Genomic DNA, 25,805 nt, shown 5'->3' on the forward strand with positions numbered 1-25,805 from the left:
TTTTTAGTTGTTAGTTTATGGATCAAGATGAATAGATGGCTGCAAGAAAGGGCAACATTATTCATTTTTGAGATCATTTATGAAACATACATTATTTATAAGCACCCTTTATCTGTTGTACTTTAAATTGCGTAAATTCTTTGAGCGCTTGTATGACCTGATCCTGTTCTTCTTCCTTCAGCTCATAAACGCACTCCCGTAACCACTCGCCAAATAGAAAGGCTTGACGCCCTTTCCGAGGGCTCTTTCTTAAGGAGTCGAGGCAACCCTCAAACTTATCGTTCAGGACGTCGGTAAGATTGTATTTCTCAATCTTCTCTATTACCATTCCTGCCCCATATTCCGTTTCATAAACTATGACTTCATTAGAATCAAAGGAAACGTAAGATGTTTCTTTACCTTCCTTTGCCCTGAATTCCTTAAGCTTGTTAAATGCCGTCTCATAAATGTAGTCCTGAGACTGTTTAAGCTGTGGCAGCTCATAACCATGCTTTAAGGTCTTGATATATTCAATATCTGGCATATAGTCTGCCAAATGATACATCCGATTCTTCAGATCTGTTCCAAGTGCTTCGATGATCTTGTCCAGATTGTCTTTTAGCGGAATGCTCTCTCCACGTTCGATCTTGCTAAGCTGTGAGTAACTTATGCCGCTCTTTTCTTCCAGTCCTCTTAAGGTTAACCCTCTCGTCTTTCTGATGTGCCGAATGAAATTACCCAGCTCATCGGGATAGTTCTCAAAATCATTCATGGGAGTCACCTCCCTACTATCATAACACAACATAACAATTTGTGTTGGCTTATAACAATTAATACTAGTAATTACTTGCCTCTAAAGGGTAATTCTCAGCACCACAAACCCAATATAATACTATATTTCCAAAGATCGGATAGACTTGATGCTCATCTGCCAGGCTCTGGCTTGTAAACGTTCCTTGGGAATTACAGCGAATCGGACCGAGGAGACCTTATTAAGCTAACTTCGGCCATTTTGCTAAGTGATCGGACTCAGATGCAACTGTTCATTAAAATATACTACGGTTCGGTGCAAAAGTATGACAATAAGAGTTATGATGTCCGAAAACTTGGGAAAAAAGATCAAAAAGTTGAAATAGCTGCAATACAGTCCATAACGATCCTAAACCATCTACTGTCTGCGAACCATTGTGTGCTTCCAGCTAATCCAATTTGTAAAAAAACAGCCAGTCCCAACATCCTGGAACTGGCCATAATCGTTACTCCATAACACGCAACAGATTGAGGATCATCTGTGCACTTTCAGCACGTGTGCCGTTTTGCTTCGGAGCAAATTGTGCTACAGCACGTCCCTGCATCAATCCAAGTCTGTACACCTCGCTGATAGCCTCTTGAGCCCATTGCGGTGCAGTGTCAATATCATTAAATGCTGAAACGTTAAGACTAGCTACAGATACGCTGTTCTTGGCGTATGCATATGCACGAGCCAGCATCGCTGCCATCTCTTGACGAGAGATCCTGGCATCCGGTTCAAACAGTAAAGCGGTCTGACCGTTAACAATTCCAGTTTGTTTTGCTAACCCTACTGCTTCTGCATACCATTTATCAGCAGATACATCAGTGAATCCAGCTTCTGCTTGACCTTTTAAGCCAAGCGCACGGACTAACATCGCTGTAAACTCCGCACGTGTAACCGCACGGTTTGGATCAAAACGATCCACAGTTACCCCCTGTACAAGCTGTTTTGCCGCAAGCTGCTTCACAGTAAAGTAAACCCAGTGATCCGACTTCAGATCATTAAATGTTTTTTCATATTCTAATACAACGTATTTACTAAAATGACTGACAGCAGCAGATAGATAACCATTCATCCATGTACTGCTCATATACTCCAACTTACCGGCATCATCCATAAAATAAATACCCAGTAAGCTTTGCTCTACATTCGCACCGACCTTAAATGAAATCGTGATCGGCTCTGCAAACTGTCTTAATGAGAAGGACTGGCCATTCTCTGTGAGGATGCTGAGCGACCATTCTCGCAGATCACTTTTCGCTCTTAATTGTGCTCCAGCTAGAGTACCTGCACGATCCAACAGATCCACGGCTGTATTACTAGCTAAAGTGTTCAACCGTAGTGAAATCGTACTCTTGGCAAGAGCCTCAGCTGAGACTAGCTTACTTAGGTCTGTCATTACTGAAGCAGGAATCGTAACGGATAAATCCTGCATAACCACTCTAAGCGGTGCGCGTCCATGTAGCTCTGCTGCATTGCCTGGTAAAAGCAACTCCGTAAACGAACCGGCAACTGAAACCACAACTTCACCTTGAGCATTCTTGTTCTCTGACAGCTGAGAGGCTGTTATGGTTACTATACCCGCTTGTGCAGATGCCGACGGAGTTAGTGTCGGTGTAGCAGTCGGCTTTGGTGTCACCGCAGGTCCCGGCACCCAGCCTCCTGGTGTTGGCTCTGGACTTGGTGTTGGTTCCGGTGTTCGTTCCGGTGTCGGCTCTGGGCTTGGTGTCGGACGCGTACCTGGCGTGCTTTCAGTCACTGTCAAAATATATTCAGTGCTGAACCCCTTATAAACAGCGCTGACTTTTGTTATACCAGCACTCCATGCATGAAGCTCCCCATTCTCACTAATCATTGCAATAGAATGATCAGATGTATCATACCTTACGTCCTCGACCAATTCTTGCTTGCTTCCGTCACTATATACCGCCTGAACAACAACGGAGCCTTTATTTCCTTGTTCCAGCGAATCCGGCCCTTTTATCGTTATTTCTGTAAGAATAGGAGCCTCATCATTTGTTACGACGAGACTATACTCCGAGGCGAACTCCCTGTAGGTTACTGAGATCACAGTAGAGCCTTCCTGATGAGCCTGGACCAAGCCCTGTTCATTGATTGTAGCAATATGCTCATTCGAGCTGGAATAATGAAGTCCATCCAATATTGGGATTCGTTTACCGGATGCATAGACAGCTTCAGTGACTGTCTGGTCGGCCTCTGCTGGTTTAAGTTGTCCCTTGCCCTGAAGCTTAATCGCTTGCAGCACATCTACAGTTATTTTACTTTCCGCAAAAATATTCGGGTAACCTGCCACTGTGACTCTCACCTTAGCTGTCCCTGGTTTTAGCGCTGTAACCAGGCCATTTCCATCTACGGTAACTACTGATTCTGCCCTGTCAGGAACGATGGACCAAATTTTTGTCAGATGATTAGCCTCATCCGGCACTACCTTAGCTTGCAATTGCAGACTAGCACCAGGCTCAAGCTCAACAGCTGTTTGATCCAGCGTAATGGATTTTGGAACAAAATTTCCGATCACTAAACGGTCAATTTCTACACCGTCTACCGTTCTTGCCGTAACCGTAATCTCGTTCTTCCCAATTTCAACAGCCGTATAGATTTGCTCATCTTCGTCATATATTTTTTCCTGCCAAAAACGTGGCGTCAGCGCATAGAACTTAGGACCGGAGGAACCGCCGATAACATATCGTGTGCCTTCGCCTTCTGCTACCTGCTTACCATCCTTCATTGGAAAAGTCCGCAAGTAAATATGATCATGACCGTTCATCACTAGATCCACATTATGCTTATCAAACACCGGCACCCACTTTGCTTGCACCTGTTCATTCGAATAGATGCTGCCATAGGGCCCTTGATGGAAAAAAATCACCTTCCACTTTTTATCTGTAGCGGATAGATCCTGATCCAGCCACTCTGCCTGTTCAGTGTATGGAGCACCTGAATGCTCTGTATTCATAACCACAAAATGTGTAGCCTGAATGTCAAAAGAATAATTCGTACCTTTTACGCTCGCCGCACCGTTTTGCGGGTTATTGAATTGCGCCAGGTAATCCCCATCGCCATTGGTTCCCATCACTTCATGGTTCCCGATAATCGGAACAAGCGTGGTATTCATCAGCTGCTTTTGGGCTGCATCGAACCACCAGTTCCACTGCTCTTGTTCAAAGCCTTTATCCACCATATCTCCAGCGTGGACCAGCATTTCAGCATCCGGCATATAGGCAAAAGCAGCCTCAATCGTATTGCCCCAAAGACCAAATCCCGCTTTAGAATCCGCTTGAGAATCTCCGATAAACAGGAATTTCGTAGAAGCGCTCTCCCCCCCGCTTGTAACGAAGGTTCCTTGCTCACTTACATTTGACTCCCCATCCCCCACACGATATACATATTCGGTTCCAGGGGTAAGCCCTACTGCCTCTGCTTTATGAACTCGCATCGTTCCATCATTGTTGGTATTGTAAATTGAACTGTTGCCGGTAATTTTCATTACATTCGCGGCTTGAAAGCTTGTGAACTCTGCTTTTTTCACAAGTTCTACTACAGTATTCACGGTTAACGGTTCTGTCTGCCAAGTGAATTGGCGAGAAGTCGCTGCATCCTGGCCCATCGTAACATTAACATTACGAGGAGCAGCAGTACCGTCATATGGAGCAACCTTGAACGTCATTACAGGACTATAAGTATTTCCTTTTACCGCCTGCAATTTAAAAGTTCCTTCAGCTGAAGTGACAAAGCCAGTTGTAAGTGTCCCACTTCCCCCTGAAGTTGCGCCTTGTACCTCCAATCCATCGAACAGCAGCTTCGCACCTTCAACAACACTTCCATTCAGATCTTTTACCGCAAAAGACGCATCAAAGCCCTTCGCAAGATCATAATGGTTCCAAGTGAGCATCAACTGTGTCTTTACAACAGATTCAACAGCCGCTCCAATAAAAGAAATAGGAACCCCGGTACCTTCTGTCGAAGTTACAGAACCGGATGTATTTTCAATTACAAAAGGTTTGCTTGTATCCCCAGCCAGCTGCTCCTGAGTAAAAGGACCCGCATAATCATTTCGAACCGTATATTGAATTTGTCCGATTAGATCCATATCTCCTAAATTAGAGGAATTGATATTCGTTAAGTTAAGACGCACTGTGCCCAAAGCTGGATCAATGATCGACTCTATTTGCGTTTCTGATACCTTATCCCCCCGAATTACCTGCAAATCTTTAACTGCAGCCGGATTAAAAGCAAACGTAAGATTTCCTTCCTTCAGCTTGCCCGCTTTCTCAGCCGTTACGTCCAAAGTGTAAGTATTCCCGGCATATACTACTTCTGGTGTTTTGTACACATAGAACGGAGAGCCCAAATTTACTGTGAAATACCATTCTTTTATCGTCTGGTTACCGCTCAAATCGCGAATCGCAACTTTCACTTTATGACGGCCTTCTGTAAGTGGAACCTTTGGTTTATAAGTAATCTGACCTTTTGGAGGATAAAAGCCATGCTCCACCAATTGATCGTCCACATACACTCGTGTTTTGTCCGGATCGATTAAGGTCGTTCCCGGATGCACCACTGGATCATAACCATCATCCTCACCATTGACGGAAAGAGTCGGCGAAGCTGTTTTGACAATTTCGTTCACGCCAGGATAGGCATCTTTAAGCACAGGAGGTGTTCTATCCTCCTCTATCGGACCATAAATGGCACGAATATCATCAACGTAAATAGCACCCGCGCTCTTGTTAAGATTGCTTGTCTCCATATAGCGGACAGGCATATCCATCGTTAACGGGGTGGCTTTCCCCTTAGGCACGGATACTTCGACGTATTTCCAACCCGTCCAGTTCACACCATTTACCTGATCGGTAAAATCCACGGGCACTGCTGCATTATTGCCATCACGAATTTGTCCCCGCAGCCAGTGTTTTTTGCCATCTCCGTAGATCCACATACTAATTTTCTCAGGATACCCCGGAATCTGAATCCGATTGGCAGTTGAGCCTGCGGCTAAATAAGCACCCGATGTGCCCGTTTTATTAACAAAATCATATTCCAGCTTCAAGGCTTTAGCCCCATTGCGGACAAAATCCTGATCTGTCACTTCCTGAATTGTTACACTGTTAGCTGCTGCACTGGAGGCAATATATTTATCAATGCCATTCTCAAAATCCTCCAGCATTACAGGCGGCAACCCCACATTTACTTCAAAAGAGGTCTGGGCGTCCCCGTACTTAGCATAAATCTTCCCGTTCTTCCCGTTTTCACTCGTCGCTTGAAACAGACCTTTCTCATCTACAGTTCCGATCTCGCCCTCAACCCGCCATTCAAAACTATGGTTGTCGGCTTGAATTACCTGTCCATTCCGTAGCGCCTTCACAGTTAATTGCGCAGCAGCACCTGAAGAATAAGTTTTGATCTCATCAGGAAAACTAAGGTCTGTGAGCTTATCCACGACTTCGATTTCCCCACTGCCTTTGACTGCCCCAGCCTCTACAATTACCGTCCCTATGCCGGCAGTGGTTCCTGTGGTGAAGACTCCGTTCGCATCGACAGTACCAATGTTAGCGTCCACCTGCCAATTCAAAGTACCCGAATAAGGTGCTGGATGGCCGTTCTCGTCCACTCCTGCTGCTTTGAACATTAAGCTGGAGCCTTGCAAAATACGTTCCGCATTCGGCTGTACAACCAGCTTAGAAGCTGTAAATTGCTCTGGGGCTGTGTTGACGACCAGCAAACCGTTGCCGGTTTTACGTTCATAGCCATCAGAGCCCTGATTCATCATTTTGACACCAGGTGCACCCGGCATTCTGGCCACAAAAGTAGAAGAGCCGCCTCCATCCAGATTCATGGCGTTCACTACGCCCATATCCTTCAGAATGTAGCCTAGCTCATCGGTATCTACACCTTCGCTAAAACCTGGAGATCTTCCATCCACTTCGAATAGAACGAGACTTCCGTCCGCTTTTGTCCCAATGGCTGTACGTGGATGAATTCCTAAAGGCCCTACACCTTGTTGAACTATTCCGTCTTTTACCAGCGGCCCCTCGCCGCCAATGGCTACCTTCACATCATTCCATTCTCCGCTAAGCGCAAAGGTCGCAGTAACGTTATCGCCAACCGATAACCCCTGCAGAACAGCACGAGACGTTCCGTTAGCAGACAAAACTACTTTTCCTTTGGTAAGCGGCGTATTGCCTTGATTGTTGCGAATCTCAGATACCTTCAGCTTCAAGGTCTGGCCGCTCTTCACTTCTCCCTCGACAATATCTAGAACAACCTCGTCACCCTCATTGGTCGACTTTGTAGTTGTATTATAATCTTCCGTATAAAGAACCAGCTCATTCGTATTCCGATATCGGTTGATGCTGGTTAAATTCGTTGTTTTTCCATTAATCGTTACGTTCTTGGTCAGCTTCGGCACCCCATAAATCGAGCTGCCATCTTCTTTTAAACCGAAAGTAAAAGCTGAAATCGAACTGTTCAGGATTACACCATCGTCCATAAATAATCCATTCGGAACACCTGTGGCAAAACCGGAGATTTCATAAAAATCACCGTTAATTCCTGCGATCACCCGGTTTCCAGGCGAATCCGCATAAGCGGCCATTTCTGTAACACCCTTCATACCGTATACCTTTCCATCCTTCTTACCTGCCCGCAGTTCTAAATGGCCTTGCCCTGGATTGAACTCCACTGCATGAATCTTTTGTAAACCACGTTCATTCTGAAGATCCATCCAGGTGTACATCGCCCCAGGTGCAAGCTCTGTTTGCCGCACATCAATAACGGTTCCGTAGTTTGTTGCTGGTAAATCAGAAATGGAAGCGTGAACAAATACTCCCGGCTGCAACAACGAAATCAACAAAACAAAAATAACTGCCATATTAATTTGCCTTAGATACCTTCTCACTGTGTTGACATCCTCCCCACTTGGCTGTCCTAATAACTATTCTGAGCTTGGACAACATCATAGGGTTTATATTAACTAGGAAGCGTAAAGGTTAGATAAAATTTACCAAGGCATACTGTTAACTTCTTCTAATCCCCTCCTCAAATTCATGTTTCAACCTGTTGATGAATCTTCTGACCGTTTTCGATCCTTGTTTAGAAGCTGAAACAATGGACCCCGGAGTATTATGATCTGGTGATCGTAGCTCGATTGTCTTCATAATCTTCTGAGAACCCTCAAATGTTTTTAGAAAAGAATAATCCATCCCAATCGTGATCGCGAGTCCTGACGCCACTGCATTGTCAATGGCACGGGTGTTATTGCTTGTAAAAAGAATATTCATCGGCCCGACTTTCAGTAAATAACGCTCCACAAAGTCCTGTATGTAATGATCATCGTATAAAACCAACGTCTGGCCCACTAACTGTTCGGGCGTAATTGTTGTATTTAAAGCTAGTGGTGATTGAGGATGTACGCCTACAACAATCTTACCTTCCATTAATTCCTCGAATACGACCCCTTTATGTTTCTCTGATAAACCCCCTGGCGAGACCATCAGTCCGATATCCATTTCATCCTGAAGCACATTATCCAGAATTTCTTTAGGTCCCTTTTCAAAAATCTCTATATTCACATTTGGAAAATCCGCTTTAAAACCGGATACGACCCTCACGATTAGGTGCATAGGTCCCGGAATCGTAGCAATCTTCAAATGACCACTAAGCGCATCACTGTAGATCTGTGCTTCAGCTTTTAATTCATTTACTTTCATCAAGACTTCATTTGCTTTGCTGATAATAGCTTGTCCCTCTGCTGTAGGAACTGCTCGTTGGCCTCGCGAACGAATGAACAAAGTAACTCCAAGCTCCGCTTCCAGCAGTGTTATGGACTGGCTTATGGCAGACAGGGTAATATGACGATTCTGAGCAGCTTTGGTTAGTGAACCAATCTTTGCGACTTCTACGATATTCTCGCATTGCTCTAAATTCATTTGAATCACTCCCTAAGTTAATATTTACTTAACACCTATTAAATTTACTTAAATTTTAATTAATTTAGACAAGTGCTACAATGTAAATAAGTTAGTAAATAACCTTTTCACCTTATGAACCTATATTTCTAGTATAACTATATTTCTCGAGGAGGAGTCCCAAATGACAGACAAAAGAGTAGCCGTAATTACAGGTGGAGCCAGTGGAATCGGGAAACAAACCGCAATTACATTTGCAAGTAAAGGTGATCAAGTGGTCGTTGCCGATTTCAATCAACAATTAGGTGAAGAAACGGTCGCACAGATTATCAAGGATGGTGGCGAAGCTATTTTCGTCAAAACGGATGTTTCAAAATACGAAGAGGTAGAAGCACTGGTTGAGAAAACCGTTGCCACATATGGAAGAATTGATGTTATGTTCAACAATGCCGGGATCGGCCGCGTCACTCCTGTACTAGACCAAGACCTTAAGGATTATCATAGTGTTATTAATGTCAATCAGCATGGTGTTGCCCACGGTATTATCGCAGCAGGTAAAAAAATGCGTGAGCTCGGCATCAAAGGGGTCATCATCAATACAGCTTCTGTATTTGGATTCCTAGCTTCCCCAGGTACATTCGCATATCACGCTTCTAAAGGTGCGGTCATTATGATGACTAAATCCGCAGCACTTGAAATGTCCGTTCATGGCATCCGCGTGCTTGCCGTTGCTCCAGGCGCTGTAGATACGCCTATTATCCAAGGATATAAAGATCAAGGAATGGTCGACCAGATGAAGAGCAAAGTAATGGGTAACAAATTAACATTGCCTGAACAAGTTGCAGACACTGTATACTTGCTCTCCTTACCAGAAGCTAGTGCAATTAACGGTAGTGTTGTAATGGCTGATGAAGGTTATGCTTCATTTAAATAAAATTTTTTAGGCAAAAAAGTCCAAGGCTTCCCTTCATGGGAGGTCCTTGGACTTTTTATCGTATTCAATTATTCCCAGGACCGCTCCTCATTGATCTCAAGCTTACGTTTAAAAGCCTGCTCCAGATCAATGCCTAGCTTATTGGCTAAATCAAAAATATTCCACACTACATCGTACATTTCAAATCCCAAGTTTTCTTTCTTCTCTGCACCGGGGTCGAAGGATACGGATAGCACTTCTTTGGACAATTCCCCTACTTCAGTCATTAAGTACAGCATTCTCTGCTCGATGGAGCTCGTGTCAAAACCTTTGGTTTCACTGAACTTCTTCACATACTGTTGAAACTCAGATGTATTCATTTCGTTACGCCTCGCTTTTAGGGTATAAAGTTATGTAAAGTAATTAGTTCTGCTATTTCTCTAATTATCATCCTTTTGGTCAAAGAACACAACCTCCTCAACGCGCTGATATTAACGCCATTATTGCGTCTAACTCCGCCTGATATATCGGTCATTCCACCACACAATCCGCAGGTTCGCAGCCAATTTCGTCGTCGAATGTTTGAGTACGGATAAGCCGCACCAGTAATGGCGAGACTCTTCGTCATTACTCATTTATTATTCGCCAAGTTGCTCCTTGAGCTGCGCAATTTCTGTTTCCATGAAGGCAACACGTTTATTCAACTCCGCGATATAGTTTCTTCGAGCCTCTTGGTCTGCTGCGCTTGTTAGGTCGGCCGCAGTAGTTTCCACCAGTTGGATGGCTTCTTTGAGAACTTGAACGCTTGATTCTGCCCCTGCCAATCTTTCCCGGAGTTTAGCAGCTGCAATACTTGCTTTTAGTGCTGCCTTCTCAGTCTCCTTACTCTCCAATATTATCGTCTTTCCTTCAACCGTTAACCCTGCTCCGGTCGCTTCGGACATCGTGCGCACAGGTACGTAGGCCGAGTTATTTACTACAATCGCATCTGCAATCTTCTTTCCGTCTTGTTTTATCGTATACATTCCGGAAACTTTAGCGCCAATTAACGACGAGCTCGCTGCGAATCCTATTGAACCACCAAGTAACAACGCGGCTGCTACAATTCCTACTATTTTCTTCTTCATGTCTACGACCTCCTGAATTTATTATTCTTCCAATTATAACCAATAGATTCGTAACATGAAAGATATACTAAGAGACTCTGCCACAGCCAACACAACTACTGGCCGTATGTAATCTTGCTATAAGAAGCCATCTGAGTATGTCTGATTCTATTTTTCTAAGTTGTGTTTTTCGATTTCACAAACAACTTTATTTCGAAATGATTGAAGTTGTATGTAAACAGTGTTACTCTATCAACGGTAAACTCAAAATCTATGATCTTCAATCCTTCTATTCATATTCACTAATTTAGTTATAAAGAAAGGTAATACTATGATAAAAGTTGATAACTTATCCTTCGCATTTCCGCAAAAAGAACTATATAAAAACATTTCATTTACGTTAGAAGAAGCACAACATTGCGCTTTTATAGGAACAAGTGGCAGTGGTAAAAGTACACTGATCGATATACTGATGGATCCAGAAAAATATTTGTTCGAAGGCAAGCTAGAAATTGACCCAACCTGCAAAATTGGATATGTAAGTCAGTTCTCACAAGTAGACAGAACTAAAGAAACAACCGTTTTTGAATATATAGGAGAAGAATTTATTAAGATACAAAATGAAATAACAGGTATTCTCAGTGAAATGGAAACATCATCAGATATTGATTCATTACTCGAAAAGTATCAATTAGCTCTAGATGCCTTTGATTTAATGGATGGAAATGATTTTGAAAGCAATATTAATAAGAAACTAAATTTGGCCAACCTTTTAAAGCTAAAAGATGCTAGGGTATCCGACCTAAGTGGTGGGGAATTCAAGCTTATTCAAGTGATGAAGGAAATGCTCACTAGTCCAGACTTAATGATTATGGATGAGCCCGATGTATTTTTAGATTTTGAAAATCTAAATGCACTTAAAAATCTTATTAATGCTCACAAAGGAATATTGCTAGTTGTTACGCATAACCGTTATCTATTGAATCATTGTTTTAACAAAATTATACACCTTGAAAACATGGAGATCCAAGAGTTCGATGGGCGATATATTGAGTATAACTTCTCATTACTTCAGACAAAAATTGAGTTACAAGAAATCGCAGTCGCTGAACAAGAAGAAATTGAGAGATACGATGACATTATTGATAATCTTAGAGCGATCGCAACCTATAATTCAGAAGCATCTAGAGGGAGAGCATTAAAAGCTAGGGTTAAGTTTCAAGAAAGATTGGAAGCGCGAAAAATTAAAGCGCCATTCGTTGATATTAAGCAACCGGAAATCAGTTTTGGTGTGGACAATGAAATTGAAGAAGACATCACTGTTTTAAATGTGAATAATTATAGTGTTTCCTTTGATGAGTTGATTTTAGAAAATGTTAACTTTGAGATGAAACCTACAGATAAAGTAGCCCTTATCGGTCCAAACGGTACCGGGAAAACGACTTTACTCCGAGATATCTTTAAAAATAATCATGATTCAATTGAAATAAATGCTGATATTAAAGTGGCTTATCTTTCTCAGCTTCAAGACGAAGTGCTAAAGGATTCTAATACCATACTAGAAGACTTCATCGATGCTGGGTTTGCAACTTATGATGAGATTAGAGCACATCTTTCAAACTATGGCTTTGAAGGAGAAATTCTTAATCAAAAGGTAGAATCTTTATCCGGTGGCGAAAAAAATATACTGCAATTGGCAAAAGTTTCTGCTAGCAAAGCAAACTTATTGCTTCTTGATGAACCGACAAGCCATTTAGACACCTATACACAAATCGCACTGGAGAAAGCCATTGAAGATTATAAAGGTGCGATTCTCATGATTTCTCATGATTTCTATTCTGTAGTAAATGGTATGGATTATGTATTAATCATTGACGATAAGACGATTAGAAAAATGAGTATGCGAAAATTCAGAAAGATGATTTATGCCAGTCATTTTGATAAAGACTATTTAGAAAATGAACAAAATAAAAAAGCAGTTGAAACGAAAATAGAATTGGCATTAAAAGACAATAATTTTGAACTTGCAAAAGGTATGGTTGACGAGCTAGAAGAGCTGATTAAGCTGCTTTAAACTACAACCCTCTGGTGGGAAAATGTCTAAAAAAAGACACTGATGAATAAGATCTCAGTGTCTTTTTGCTGCATTATACCGAGCATACGTTTTTTGAGAAGGAAATATTTTCTGACTATTCATTTTAAATTACTACCAAATTTATAATACAACGCAAATAATAAACGCCATTCCATATCAACGGTATTTTCAGAATCGCATTCATTTAATCAGTAATTTTTTTAAGCTCAAAAATAGTTGCCTCTGATAATAAGATAAGCCTATCGTTATTAACAACAAAAAAACTTAAAGGTATTCCAAGGTTTGTAGAAGGGTCACTTATATTTATTACTTTTACTACATCATTTATATTTAAGTCTGGGATATCTATTTTATATAATCTATAAAAAGAGTCAGAGTTATAACATGTCGCTGTAATCTCATATAATGGTTTTTTTAGTTCATATTGATAAACACTATAGTTTTTAAGTCCTTTTGATGAAAAAAAGTCTTTTTTGATGATAATTTCATCGCCAATGAATTTTTGCCCTGTTGGATATTCAGAAGCATCATTATATGAATTTGCAAAACCTAAAAGCTTCGCAACTTTCCAAGTTCCATAGAAATCTTTTTCAGTTTCACTATCCAAATTTATACTTTCTTGAGCACAATATACGGATGTGTTTTTTGGAATAATAGACTCATCCGTTTCAGATTTAGGCTCACTAAAAGGATTTGGATTTGATGTCATTTCAACATTTCCATTAGCCGATGCTAACATCAACATTATCATAATACAAACCAATAATATTTTTTCCACATTTCACACTCCCACTATTTTTTCAAGTTCATATGTCTCCTTCTAAATTAAATATTTGTTTTATCAGATGCTAAATTGTTCCATTAAATAATCTCTATAATCAACTCTATTGAAGAAAGTTAACTGTTCATACCTCGATGTATCAAACTGTGCAAGAACAAGTTTTACGCTTTCTACACTGAGCTTTTTTTTGATTTTTCTAATAATTTTTTGGGTTCTCGATTTTTTCACAAGGATTCTTTGTTATTTCATTTTCATTACTATTACATCAGTGATTTTAATTGTGTTTGTAGATATACTACAACATAAAATTATCAATTTGAAATTCAAAATCAGTCATAAACAAACACTCCTCCATTGGATTTACCGAACCCAATAAAGGAGTGAAATTTATACATATACACATAAGAAATTGATTGGCTTTAAATTACCCAAAGAGAAGTTTGTAGGCAAAATTGTTTTAGCCTAAACACCTACAAGCAACCCACAATCCCTTACCACGCACTGCCCCTAACCCTTTCAACTAACCTTATGCTCAATCCGCAGCTTGTCGGCTACCATGGCAATAAATTCCGAGTTAGTAGGCTTAGATTTGGAGATATTAATGGTGTAGCCGAATAAATGGCTGATGGAGTCGATATTGCCACGGGTCCAAGCCACTTCAATTGCATGGCGAATCGCGCGTTCTACACGTGAAGGCGTGGTCTTGAATTTCTCTGCTATGGCTGGATAGAGTGTTTTTGTAATCGCACCAAGGATCTCGATATTGTTATATACCATGGTGATCGCTTCGCGCAGGTACTGATAACCCTTGATATGTGCTGGAACACCGATTTCATGAATGATCGAGGTAATGTTAGCATCAAGATTCTTGCCCTTTGTAAGCGGCACTACATTCGATCTGGACGTCGACGAATAGTTGTACATGTTAGAGGATGAGCTCATGCTGCCTTGGACCCCTACAAGCTGACGTACACGATTTGCCAGGACCTCCATATCGAACGGTTTCAAAATATAATAGGATGCACCAAGCTGTACAGCTCTTTGAGTGATGTTCTCCTGACCAAAAGCGGTCAGCATGATGATCTTCGGTTGAGGATTCAGATCCATATCACGCAGACGTTCCAAGACACCCAGACCGTCTAAATGTGGCATGATGATATCAAGAATAAGGACATCGGGAACTTTGCGTGCTTCGCTTAGCATTTGAAGCACTTCTTCACCATTGTAGGCGATACCCGTTACCGTCATATCTTCTTGTTCAGAAATGTATTCGGAAAGCAAATTCGTAAACTCCCTGTTATCATCGGCCAACAACACTTCAATATTCTGCACTGGCTGCTTCCTCCTTAATTATATCTGCTATTCGAAAATAACATTTTTTTCTTGTCTCTTAACATTTTCGACATGGAGATTGAATTCCCTTCTGTCGAAAATTATTTTTCTTTATTTTTTTTCTGGCATGGATTATAATTAAATATTTTATTTCAAAGTTCGATGATCTTCGTAATCCTTCGACAAAAAAATCTTAAGGCTAAACCGCCTTAAGATTAATTGGATACCTATTCTCCTGTAGGGTTACACCAGAATCCTTAAGCATCCATTCGATAAAGCAACCGTAGCCGGACTTAGGATCATTTACAAACACATGAGTTACAGCGCCGATGAGCCGTCCATTTTGAACGATTGGACTTCCGCTCATCCCTTGAACGATACCACCTGTCTTATCGATCAGTCGCGGATCTGTGATACGAATGACCATACCCTTTGTCGCGGGTGTCTGCTGATGTGCCACATGAATGATATCAACCTTAAATCGTTCTACCTGCTGCCCATCTACAACGGTAAGAATTTCAGCTGGACCTTCCTTGACTTGATTGCTCATTGCCACAGGAATAGGTTCTTTATAAAGACTATGCTCGGGATTACGACTCATTTTACCGAAGATGCCAAAATCTGTGTTACTCTCCACATTACCAAGCACTTGGCTTTCTTTTAAGAAATGGGCTCGTTTCTCACCCGGATCGCCATCCTGGCTTTTAGAAATCGAAGTTACACTGGACTGAACAATATGACCGCTGCCAACAACAATTGGTGTTCCGGTATTCATGTCCGTAATCACATGTCCTAAAGCTCCATAAACCCCCTGTTTCGGGGCATAAAAAGTTAACGTGCCGACACCCGCTGCAGAATCTCGAATGTACAGGCCTAACCTCCAGACTTTGTCATTAATATCATACGCAGGTTTGAGCTTGGCTGTATGCTCTTTCCCAGCGCGTTTAAAGACAATCGTCAGAGAATTATTCGCTTTTCCAGCACGATCCACAAGCTTGGCCACCTTAGATAACTCGTCCAGCTTCTCTCCATCAATGGAGATCATCAAATCACCTGGCACCAAACCGCTGATCTCACCTGGGGAAAGCTTGGATTTCTCGGATACTTCAATCAGATGATGTCCAACAACCAGAACACCTGCTGATTTCACCTTTACTCCGATCGTTTGACCTCCCGGGATCACCTTTAGTTCCGGTTTGATTCCATGCGCACTCACCTTGGCAGGTTCACTGTTCAGTGGTGCGGCAAAACTTTGGTGGGTTCCCGTTATGCCCGATAAACTAAGAAAGAAGGCAAATAAAAGGCCTGGCATTAACTTCCTGAGGTTAGGCTTCAATGGCTGTCACGCTCCCTTTTGCTTCTTTCGCTTGACGAAAAAGGTGGTCGCCAATTGCGTACCTATAAGATAACCTTGCCCCCAGGCTTTTATTACTGTCAATCATTGTTCCGCTTAGCTTGTTGCAGCCTTACTTGCCTCGGCCAAATTAAGCATTTCCTGCGAGTGGTGCAATGTTTTTTCGGTAATTTCCACTCCACCCAGCATTCGGGCCAGCTCCATTACACGTCCATCATTCGTGAGTGATTCCACTTCTGTCATGGTTCTTCCGTCCTCAACCTTTTTGCGGATTAAATACTGATGATCAGCCATACAAGCCACCTGAGGTAAGTGCGTAATGGAGAACACCTGACATGTGGAGCTCAGCTTATACAGTTTATCTGCAATGGATTGAGCAGCCCGACCACTCACACCGGTATCCACCTCATCAAAAATTAGAACTGGAATCGCATCATGACGCGCAAAAATACTCTTCATTGCCAGCATAATACGCGACAACTCACCACCCGAGGCAATTTTGCCAAGGGGTCTTAACGGCTCGCCAGGGTTAGGGGAAATCATAAATTCCGCACTGTCGATCCCTTGTCTTGTAAGACGAATACGCCGACCCTTATACTCAACTCCACGCGGGTCCTCCAGCGTGTCTAATTTAACCTGTAGCGAGGTTCTTTCCATCTGAAGATCTTTAAGCTCACTCTCCACTTGCGTGGCTAAATCAGACGCACACAGCTTCCGTGCTTCACTTAATTCAGTAGCTGCTTCCATTAATACAGAAAGCAATGCATCGCGTTTGGTCGTCAGTTTCTCCAGGTATTCATCTTTATTCTCAAGCAGATCGGTTTCCCGATGGATTTGTTCATAATAAGCCAAAATCTGTTCTACACTATCTCCGTATTTACGGCGGAGTCCGGTAATTAAATCGAGACGATTCTCGATTTCTTCGAGCCGCTGTGGATTGAATTCGATCTCTTCTCGATAATCACGAAGCTGAAATGCAGCATCCTCCAGCTGATAATAAGAGGACTGCAACTGCTCGAGCACGGATTTAAGTCCCTTTTCATCATAACGAACCGCGTCCTCGAGTCTGGAAATGACATTACCGATGGATTCTAAGCCTTGTCTATCGTAGAGAAGCTCATATGCACCGGATACGGAATCCATCATTTTCTCACTGTGGGATAGTTTGACCCGTTCTTCGGCAAGTAATTCATCTTCTCCCGGTTTTAATGCTGCAGATGAAATTTCTTCTAACTGAAAACGGTACAAATCAAGCATTTGATAAGCCTTTTGGCTGGATTCCTGCAGCTCTCGGAGCTCTTTCTCCACTTTCGCAAAGGCGGAATACTTTTCCTGATATACCGCTTTTAGCGGCCCGATAATGGGTTCTCCGTATGTATCTAACAGTCCCAAATGTCGTTCTGCCTTCAATAAGTTTTGGTGTTCATGCTGTCCATGAATATTAACCAGCTGCTCGCCAATTTCACGTAGCATAGTAAGATTGACCATCTGTCCGTTTACACGTGATGTACTTTTACCCTGAGAGGTGAGCTCACGGCGTATTATAAGATGCTCCTCACGCTGAGCCTCAATGCCAAGACGCTCTAAAGTATCCCAGACGGGATGACCGCTTGGGAGGCTGAAGAGCGCTTCCATTTCTGCTTTTTCACAACCGTAACGAATAGAATCCGCGGAGCCGCGCCCTCCGGCAATCAGTCCAAGCGCATCAATAATAATGGATTTACCTGCCCCAGTCTCCCCTGTGAGCACATGGAAGCCAGGATAAAAATGCACATCTACCGCCTCAACGACGGCTAGATTGCGGATAGACAAGGTTTCTAACACTAATAGAGCACCTCCGAGAAGATGATAAGAATTTGATAGAATAAAAAATTAAGAAATGTAACCCATGATTTGTGAAATTACATTCTTGCTGTCCTCAGGCTGGCGGCAAATAATAAGAATGGTATCATCGCCAGAGATGGTCCCCATAATTTGTGGCCAGTCAATATTATCAATCAAAGCAGCGACTGAGTTAGCCGTACCCGGTAAGCATTTCATCACCACAAGATTAGCCGATGAATCGATCTGCACAAAGTTATCCACCAAAACGCGCTTTAGCTTCTGTATTGGATTGTACCGTTGATCCGTTGGAAGCGAATATTTGTATCTTCCATCATCCATAGGCACCTTAATGAGCAATAGCTCTTTAATATCTCGAGATACTGTAGCTTGAGTAACCTGAAAACCGGATTCACGCAAGGCTTCCACCAGCTCGTCCTGTGTCTCGATATCCTTTTGCGTAATAATCTCGCGTATCTTAATATGTCGTTGTCCCTTCATTGTTGCCTCCTAAAAGTTTTGTAAGCGACACTTCCAGATTAGCAGCGACAAAACTACATCGGAAGCATGGACTTAGTTTTGTAAGCGATGCTCCCCGAATTGCTTCGGCAAAACTACTTCGGAAGCATACACCTAGTTAAATATGGACTCAGTTTGATTCTCCGTCATCCCTGCCGAGCCTAATCACTTGAATAGATCCCGCAGCAACATTAACATACAAAACTCCGCTACATTCCGGATAAATCAGTAAGTAAGGAAGCAAGGTATCTCGTAAGCCGCTGCCTGTGAAATCCAAAGGTTTGCGTGGTCTAGAAAGGATAACCAAATATATTGATCCTTCCTCTTTAGTCGCCACATAATCTATAAATAACCGGCTATACATCTGCGCCCCGTTTACGTTGAAGGACAACGGGATTTTGAGCTTCCCTCCAACGACCTCGTACCCTTCATCCTCTAGTATGTCTATAGATGGGTGAGGAATAATCACTTTATTAAACGGGATCTGATCCTTCATGAAAGAACGCGGAGAACTTTGCAGCCATATATATATCCGATAAATTATAAAAATCGATAATGCTACTCCAATAAACGCCATGACGACCTTGTCAGAGCTACCCGCCACTATCAATCACCTCGGTGATTTATTCGCGTGAAGCCATGCCAATTCCTTCTTCTAAGCTGTCTTTTTAGAAGCTTTCCGAATAATTGTTATTTTCCATATGGAAAAAGAAACTCACCGGCGCGATGAGTTTCCATGAGTCGAATTTACATTAAAAGTACCCGTAGCCTGCTTAATCACTTCATCCGCTAGGGATGGGAAATTCTCCACTGGAAGGACTGTTGATACAGCCTCTGAAGGCTCTAATATACCTTCTTCAGCTTCCGCCAATTCAGGTGTTAGTCTCCAGTGAGCAAGAAACTCAATATTGCCTTCCCCGCCTGTAATCGGTGAAAAAGTTAATCCCTTCAGCTGGTATCCTAGCTCTGCCGCCATGGTCAGTACATTAATTAATACCTCTTTATGAACAGCAGAATCACGAATTACACCTGATTTACCAACCTTCTCCCGTCCTGCCTCAAACTGTGGCTTGATCAGCGCAGCAATATCCGCCGGGCGCTTAAGCAAAGCTTTGAGCGGTGGAAGAATTATTTTTAAGGAGATAAATGAAACATCAATACTCGCAAAATCCGGAATAGGACCCACCAAATCTGGAGGCGTCATATATCGGAAATTCGTTCGTTCCATCACACTAACACGTTCATCATTACGCAGCGACCAGTCCAGCTGATTATAGCCAACGTCAATCGCGTACACATGGCTTACCCCATTCTGAAGTGCACAATCCGTAAAGCCTCCAGTAGAAGCACCGATGTCCAGCATGGTCCGTCCCGTAAGATCAATATTAAATTGGCGTAGAGCCTTCTCCAGCTTTAGTCCCCCACGACTGACATAGGGATGCACAGAGCCTTTAACCTTAAGGGTAGCCTCCCGTGACACCTTCATACCAGCCTTTTCAATGCGTTCTTCATCCGCGAGCACCAGTCCTGCCATAATAGCTGCTTTAGCCTTCTCACGGCTTTCATAAAAACCTTGCTCAACAAGTAGTACATCTATCCGTTCTTTACGGTGTTCCATGGTCATCTCCCGATCGTTCAAAGGGTTGCTAATTTCCGGCTTCCATTTAGGAAGACGAAGTTGTTTTGTAGTTATATGCACTCAAAGCCATCATGGACTTGATACGTGCACATAGCGCTTCTACAGTAAGACCTGTTTCCTGGCGCTGTTCTTTAATAGAGCCGTGCTCCACAAAGATGTCAGGTACACCCATCAGATGTACACGAGCGTCATAAATTTCATTCTCTGCGTAGAATTCTAATACCGAGCTGCCGAGACTTCCCGCTTGGCAAGCCTCTTCAATAACAACCATGTTGGTTCCAGCGTGAGCCAAATCAAGCAGCATGGAGTTGTCCAGTGGCTTCAGGAACCGCGCATTCACGACGCCTACCTGAATCCCTTCCCGCTTCAGTAAATCAGCGGCTTCTTCAGCCACTTGAACCATAGGTCCACAGGCTACAACAGCATAACCTTCGCCTGTACGTAGTCGTTCCCATGATCCGATTGGAATAGTACGCAGCTCAGGATCCATTGCTACACCTGTACCGTTAATACGCGGATAGCGATAAGCAATCGGACCATCATTATATTCAAGCGCCGTCTTCATCATATGACGCAGCTCATTTTCGTCTTTTGGCATCATCATCACCATATTCGGAATATGGCGCATAAAAGCAACATCGTACACACCCTGATGAGTCTCACCATCCGCACCTACAAACCCCGCGCGGTCAATGGCGAACATAACATTCGCGTTATGTCGGCAAATATCATGGACGATCTGATCATAGGCACGCTGCATGAAGGTAGAATACACCGCATATACCGGCTTCATCCCTTCCATAGCCAAAGCCGCACAAAGCGTAGCCGCATGTTGCTCGGCAATCCCGACATCAATCATACGATCGGGAAATTCCTTAGCAAAAGGAAATAAACCCGAGCCTCCTGGCATCGCAGGTGTAACAGCAATCAGACGGGAATCTTCCCGGCCCAGTTCGATCAGTGTCTCGCCAAATACTTCCGTGTACATTGGAGGACCCACAGCTTTAAGCGCCTGACCCGACTCAATTTTGTAGGGCGAAATGGCATGTGATTTATAGAAATCGGTCTCAGCCGGTTTGTAGCCCTTACCTTTCGTTGTTAGTACATGTACCAACACAGGTCCAGCCACGTTATCTGCTTGGTGGAAGGTATCAATCATCTTCTCCAAATCATGTCCATCAACCGGACCGAGATACGTAAAGCCGAGCTCTTCAAACAATACGCCAGGTACCATCATATATTTGAGACTATTCTTTAACTGTTCAGCAGTCTTCGCTAATCGTCCTCCGATGGCCGGAATCTTCTTAAGCAGCCCTTCTACCTCGTCTTTGGCACGCAAATAGTGGCGATCCGAACGTATTTTGCTTAGATAATTGTGCATGGCCCCTACATTAGGAGCAATCGACATTTCATTATCGTTCAAAATAACCATCAGCTTACGCTTCTCATGGCCAATATGGTTAAGTGCTTCAAACGCCATTCCACCAGTAAGAGCGCCGTCACCAATCACGGCAATCACCTTATTGTCTTCACCCTTGAGATCGCGGGCCATCGCCATTCCCATTGCTGCCGATAATGAGGTACTGCTATGTCCAGCTTCCCACACATCATGCTCACTTTCGGAGCGCTTAACGAAGCCGCACAAGCCCTGATATTTGCGCAGGGTATCGAAGCGGTCTTGACGACCGGTCAGGATTTTGTGGACATATGCCTGGTGCCCAACGTCGTAAATCATTTTGTCCCGAGGGCTGTTATAACAATAATGCAAAGCCAAGGTAAGCTCCACGACTCCTAGATTGGATCCGAGGTGCCCCCCAGTTGCTGTTAGCTTCTCAATCAGAAATCGACGAATTTCCTCCGCTAGGGTAGTCAATTCATCGACTGACAATGATTTTAGTTGCTCAGGATCATTTATTTGTGGAAGCAGCACGTATAGTTCCCCGCTTTCCTAGATGTTGTAAATTATATAAAACCCATTATAACACAAACGAAACGGCTGTCGAAATACAGCCGTTTCGAAAGTTCATAATTAGTGATCACGTGCCATTAAGTAATCTGCAATTTCCAGCAGGCGCTGGCTATCATGAAAGCCACCGTTCAGAACAGCATTATGGGCTGTTTCAGTAAGCTGCTTCACTTCTTCTCGCGATGCTTCGAGGCCAATAAAATAAGGATAGGTTACTTTATGCTGCTTAACATCACTGCCTGTTTTTTTGCCAAGTTTACCTTCGTCTCCAATTAAATCTAGAATGTCATCCTGGATTTGAAAAGCGAGTCCAATGGCTGTTCCAAATTTATGCAAAGCCTCAAGCTGCTGCTCGTCAGCACCTGCAATACGACCGCCAGCTAGCAGCGAAAAGATAATCAAATCCCCTGTCTTATGCAGATGAATGTACTTCAGCTGTGCAAGATCGGTTAGACCCTGCTCGCCTTCCATATCTGCAATCTGACCGCCAACCATACCACGAGGACCTGCCATTTCCGCCAAATCCTCTACGATGGATAGTACACTTTCTGCAGGGACACCAAATTTACGCGAGGCTTGTACCACACTGTAGAAAGCATGGGTCAGAAGGGCATCACCCGCAAGAATAGCGGTCGCTTCGCCAAAGACTTTATGATTCGTCAGCTTTCCGCGCCGATAATCATCATTATCCATGGCAGGCAAATCATCATGAATTAACGAGTAGGTATGTACCATCTCTATAGCAGCAGCGACAGGCAGGGCAGCCTCTCGACTTCCTCCCAGTGCTTCACATGCGATAATCACCAGCAGTGGCCGGAGGCGTTTGCCCCCAGCCATAAGTGAATACTTCATGGCTTGCTGCAAATTCTCTGGAACCATCCATTGCGCGGGGAGAATAACCTCTAGTTCATGTGAGACTAGATCGCTTAAGGACGCAATGTATTCCTCCAGTGGCTGACGCAGTGTTTCTCCTTCAGAGCTTCTCTCAAGCTCATGCTCAAAGCGAGTCATCGGCGTCCCCTTCCAGACGTGCACCAAACGGCTTCTTACGCAGTTCTCCGTCCTCTAGGGTAATCATTTCGATCTTACGCTCTACCTGCTCAAGCTTACTGCCGCAAAGCTGAGATAACTTCATACCTTGCTGAAATAAATCGATGGCCTTCTCCAGGGGAACGTCGCCGTGTTCAAGCTCACGTACGATTTCCTCCAGCCGGTCCATGGCGCCTTCAAAATCAAGTTCCGCTTCCTTCGTCATCGTCTTTGCCACCCTCCTTCATTCCCCATACCTGGCAGTTCAGCTGTCCGTCATTCATCTTTATCACTACAAGATCGCCAAGCTGTACTTCGGTCAGCGATTTGATTAAATGTTCTTCTGCTTCGTCATAGACTAAGCTGTAGCCTCTCGACATAACTTTAAGAGGGCTCAGTGCATCCAGATGACGAATCTCCGCTACATAGCGAGCTCGCTTCTCCTGCAGGCGGGCCTGCATAGCGCCCATCAGCTCACGGCGCATGCTTTCAGTGCGCTGACGCGCAGCGGCAACACTGCCGTGCGGATGGAACCGCTGCAGACTATGATGCAGCACAGCTTTGCGCTCGCGGGAACGGCTGAGCCGTGCATCCGCTGAGCGCTGGAGCCGCTCACGCAGCTGATCCAGCCGCTGCGTGTGCTGCATCAGCGAGCGGCGCGGGCCTGCCAGCGCCAGCGAGCGTTCCAGCCCCGCGTGACGCTCGCGTCCGCGCTGGGCGCGTCTTTGCAGCGCTTGGCGCAGCCGCTGCTGCTGCCCGCGAAGCTGCGCAGCTAGCTCGCCGGCATGTGGCACGGCCAGCTCCGCGGCCGCTGTGGGCGTAGCTGCGCGGAGGTCGGCGGCGAAATCGGCAATCGTGAAATCGGTCTCGTGGCCAACGGCCGAGATGACCGGAATCCCTGATGCCGATATCGCTCGCGCGACTTCCTCCTCGTTAAACGCCCACAGCTCCTCGAGCGAACCGCCGCCGCGGCCGACGATAAGCACGTCGGCCTCACCCATGCGGTTCAGCGCTCCAATCGCCTTCACAATCGAAGGTGCGGCGCCTTTGCCTTGCACCAGTACGGGATAGATTACAATAGCCACCTGCGGAAACCGCCGCTGGAGTGTAATCACGATATCCCGTACTGCTGCCCCCGTTGGCGAAGTAATCACGCCAATGCACTTTGGAAAGCGAGGCAAAGGGCGTTTACGCGCTTCTGCAAACAGCCCCTCTTGCTCAAGCTTGCTCTTCAGCTGCTCATAGGCTAAATATAGACTACCAATTCCATCTGGCTGCATGTGTGTGGCATAGAACTGATACTGCCCGTCCCGTTCATATACGGTCACATTACCTCTAGCAATTACCCGAGCACCTTCCTTCGGAATAAAGGGCAGGCGCTGGTTATGAGAAGCAAACATAATCGCTTTGATCCGACTGCTCTCATCCTTTAGCGTGAAATACATATGACCGCTACCATGATGCGTAAAGTTGGAAATCTCTCCGCGAATCCATACATCCGAAAGTAAATTATCCGAGTCTAGCTTCATGCGGATGTAACGGTTGAGTTCTTTTATCGAATAGACCTGCCGCTCTGCCGCCATGAATTCCTACCCCTATTCCAAGCCGTGACGGCGTTTAGCCGCAATCAGCGTGTTGCTCATCAGCATTGTAATCGTCATCGGTCCAACCCCACCCGGAACAGGTGTGATGTATCCGGCAACTTCTTTTGCACTATCATAATCAACGTCACCTGCAAGCTTACCGTTATCCAAACGGTTCATACCCACATCAATGACAACAGCACCCGGTTTCACGTACGAAGCGTCAATGAAATTCGCGCGTCCGATCGCAACAACTAGAATATCCGCTTGACGGCTAATTTCTTGCATATTAGCTGTACGGGAATGGCACATCGTCACAGTAGCATTCTCACGTTGCAATAACAAAGATACAGGCTTGCCTACAATATTACTGCGGCCAATGACCACAGCATGTTTACCAGCCATTCCTGTTCCTGTACGTTTAATTAGTTCAATTACACCTGCCGGTGTACAAGGAAGCAGACTGTCAGCACCAATCACTAGGTTACCTACATTTACAGGGTGGAAGCCGTCAACGTCTTTCTCCACGGAGATCGCATCAATAACAGCTTTTTCCTCAATATGCTTAGGCAATGGAAGTTGAACTAGAATCCCATCAATATCATCGCGTTCATTAAGCTGCGCTACGAGAGCCAGCAATTCTTCTTGCGTAGTAGACTCATCCAGTTTATGCACTTCCGAATGGAAACCAAGGCTAATACAAGATTTTTCCTTGTTGCGAACATACACTTGTGATCCTGGATCTTCACCTACTAGAATTACTGCCAGACCGGGCTTCACGCCACGTTTCGCCAGTTCAGCAACCTCCTGGGCAATACCAATACGAATTTCCTCAGATACTTGTTTACCACTGATGATTGCTGCTGTCATGATAGTCTCTCCCCTTTTATATACTTTACTATTGTACAAGCATAAACGCTTTGGCGTCCTTATGAGAACGGTAAGCGTTTATGCGAGAAATATAAAA

At 44.0% G+C, this 25,805-nt stretch carries 19 protein-coding genes; 2 read left to right on the plus strand and 17 right to left on the minus strand.

Features of this window, described 5'->3' with window-relative positions; genetic code table 11:
• Positions 1-91: 91 nt before the first annotated feature.
• From CA600_RS24550 to CA600_RS24565, 3 genes are all read right to left on the minus strand, one after another.
• Complete coding sequence (locus CA600_RS24550) at positions 92-751, minus strand: helix-turn-helix domain-containing protein (protein WP_042190416.1); 660 nt, start codon at positions 749-751, stop codon at positions 92-94.
• A gap of 484 nt (positions 752-1,235) precedes the next feature.
• Entirely contained in the window at positions 1,236-7,691 is a 6,456-nt protein-coding gene (locus tag CA600_RS24560) for a phosphodiester glycosidase family protein (protein ID WP_094873626.1), read from the minus strand.
• Positions 7,692-7,809: 118 nt separating this feature from the next.
• Positions 7,810-8,721 carry a LysR family transcriptional regulator gene (locus tag CA600_RS24565; RefSeq protein ID WP_094873628.1) on the minus strand — a complete coding sequence of 304 codons (912 nt, stop codon included), beginning with the start codon at positions 8,719-8,721 and terminating at the stop codon, positions 7,810-7,812.
• A 163-nt stretch (positions 8,722-8,884) separates the two neighbouring features.
• Between CA600_RS24565 and CA600_RS24570 the strand changes: the two genes are divergently transcribed.
• Positions 8,885-9,634 (plus strand): SDR family NAD(P)-dependent oxidoreductase, encoded by a 750-nt coding sequence (locus tag CA600_RS24570; RefSeq protein WP_094873630.1) that lies wholly within the window; start codon positions 8,885-8,887, stop codon positions 9,632-9,634.
• Between the two features lie 68 nt (positions 9,635-9,702).
• Here CA600_RS24570 and CA600_RS24575 read toward each other — a convergent pair whose 3' ends face one another.
• Both CA600_RS24575 and CA600_RS24580 read right to left on the minus strand, forming a co-directional pair.
• Positions 9,703-9,993 (minus strand): MazG nucleotide pyrophosphohydrolase domain-containing protein, encoded by a 291-nt coding sequence (locus tag CA600_RS24575; RefSeq protein ID WP_094873632.1) that lies wholly within the window; start codon positions 9,991-9,993, stop codon positions 9,703-9,705.
• A 258-nt stretch (positions 9,994-10,251) separates the two neighbouring features.
• Positions 10,252-10,740, minus strand: coding sequence for a hypothetical protein (locus CA600_RS24580; RefSeq protein ID WP_094873634.1), 489 nt, complete (start codon positions 10,738-10,740; stop codon positions 10,252-10,254).
• 310 nt (positions 10,741-11,050) lie between these two features.
• Here CA600_RS24580 and CA600_RS24585 point away from each other — a divergent pair, with 310 nt between their 5' ends.
• Entirely contained in the window at positions 11,051-12,793 is a 1,743-nt protein-coding gene (locus CA600_RS24585) for an ABC-F family ATP-binding cassette domain-containing protein (RefSeq protein WP_094873636.1), read from the plus strand.
• A 205-nt stretch (positions 12,794-12,998) separates the two neighbouring features.
• Here the strand turns inward: CA600_RS24585 and CA600_RS24590 are convergent, their stop codons facing one another.
• From CA600_RS24590 to folD, 12 genes are all read right to left on the minus strand, one after another.
• Positions 12,999-13,592 carry a hypothetical protein gene (locus CA600_RS24590; protein ID WP_094873638.1) on the minus strand — a complete coding sequence of 198 codons (594 nt, stop codon included), beginning with the start codon at positions 13,590-13,592 and terminating at the stop codon, positions 12,999-13,001.
• Between the two features lie 519 nt (positions 13,593-14,111).
• Positions 14,112-14,927 (minus strand): sporulation transcription factor Spo0A, encoded by an 816-nt coding sequence (gene spo0A / locus CA600_RS24595; protein ID WP_042129795.1) that lies wholly within the window; start codon positions 14,925-14,927, stop codon positions 14,112-14,114.
• Positions 14,928-15,126: 199 nt separating this feature from the next.
• Complete coding sequence (spoIVB, locus tag CA600_RS24600; protein ID WP_094873640.1) at positions 15,127-16,239, minus strand: SpoIVB peptidase; 1,113 nt, start codon at positions 16,237-16,239, stop codon at positions 15,127-15,129.
• Positions 16,240-16,377: 138 nt separating this feature from the next.
• Positions 16,378-18,105, minus strand: coding sequence for a DNA repair protein RecN (recN, locus tag CA600_RS24605; RefSeq protein ID WP_094873642.1), 1,728 nt, complete (start codon positions 18,103-18,105; stop codon positions 16,378-16,380).
• A 48-nt stretch (positions 18,106-18,153) separates the two neighbouring features.
• Positions 18,154-18,603, minus strand: a complete 450-nt coding sequence (gene ahrC / locus CA600_RS24610) for a transcriptional regulator AhrC/ArgR (RefSeq protein WP_094873645.1) — start codon at positions 18,601-18,603, stop codon at positions 18,154-18,156.
• Positions 18,604-18,751: 148 nt separating this feature from the next.
• Positions 18,752-19,225 (minus strand): hypothetical protein, encoded by a 474-nt coding sequence (locus CA600_RS24615; RefSeq protein ID WP_256989999.1) that lies wholly within the window; start codon positions 19,223-19,225, stop codon positions 18,752-18,754.
• 111 nt (positions 19,226-19,336) lie between these two features.
• Positions 19,337-20,239 carry a TlyA family RNA methyltransferase gene (locus CA600_RS24620; RefSeq protein WP_094873647.1) on the minus strand — a complete coding sequence of 301 codons (903 nt, stop codon included), beginning with the start codon at positions 20,237-20,239 and terminating at the stop codon, positions 19,337-19,339.
• 46 nt (positions 20,240-20,285) lie between these two features.
• Entirely contained in the window at positions 20,286-22,190 is a 1,905-nt protein-coding gene (gene dxs / locus CA600_RS24625; RefSeq protein WP_094873649.1) for a 1-deoxy-D-xylulose-5-phosphate synthase, read from the minus strand.
• A gap of 99 nt (positions 22,191-22,289) precedes the next feature.
• Positions 22,290-23,237, minus strand: a complete 948-nt coding sequence (locus tag CA600_RS24630; protein WP_094873651.1) for a polyprenyl synthetase family protein — start codon at positions 23,235-23,237, stop codon at positions 22,290-22,292.
• Positions 23,224-23,481: an exodeoxyribonuclease VII small subunit gene (xseB, locus tag CA600_RS24635; RefSeq protein WP_042129807.1), complete on the minus strand. Its 258-nt coding sequence runs from the start codon at positions 23,479-23,481 to the stop codon at positions 23,224-23,226. The genes CA600_RS24630 and xseB overlap by 14 nt, the downstream gene beginning before the upstream one ends.
• Complete coding sequence (gene xseA / locus CA600_RS24640; RefSeq protein WP_094873653.1) at positions 23,459-24,838, minus strand: exodeoxyribonuclease VII large subunit; 1,380 nt, start codon at positions 24,836-24,838, stop codon at positions 23,459-23,461. The genes xseB and xseA overlap by 23 nt, the downstream gene beginning before the upstream one ends.
• A gap of 12 nt (positions 24,839-24,850) precedes the next feature.
• Entirely contained in the window at positions 24,851-25,708 is an 858-nt protein-coding gene (gene folD / locus CA600_RS24645) for a bifunctional methylenetetrahydrofolate dehydrogenase/methenyltetrahydrofolate cyclohydrolase FolD (RefSeq protein ID WP_094873655.1), read from the minus strand.
• Positions 25,709-25,805 lie beyond the last annotated feature (97 nt).

The organism is Paenibacillus sp. VTT E-133280 (genome assembly GCF_002264385.1).
GTDB classification, from domain to species: domain Bacteria; phylum Bacillota; class Bacilli; order Paenibacillales; family Paenibacillaceae; genus Paenibacillus_AQ; species Paenibacillus_AQ nitricinens.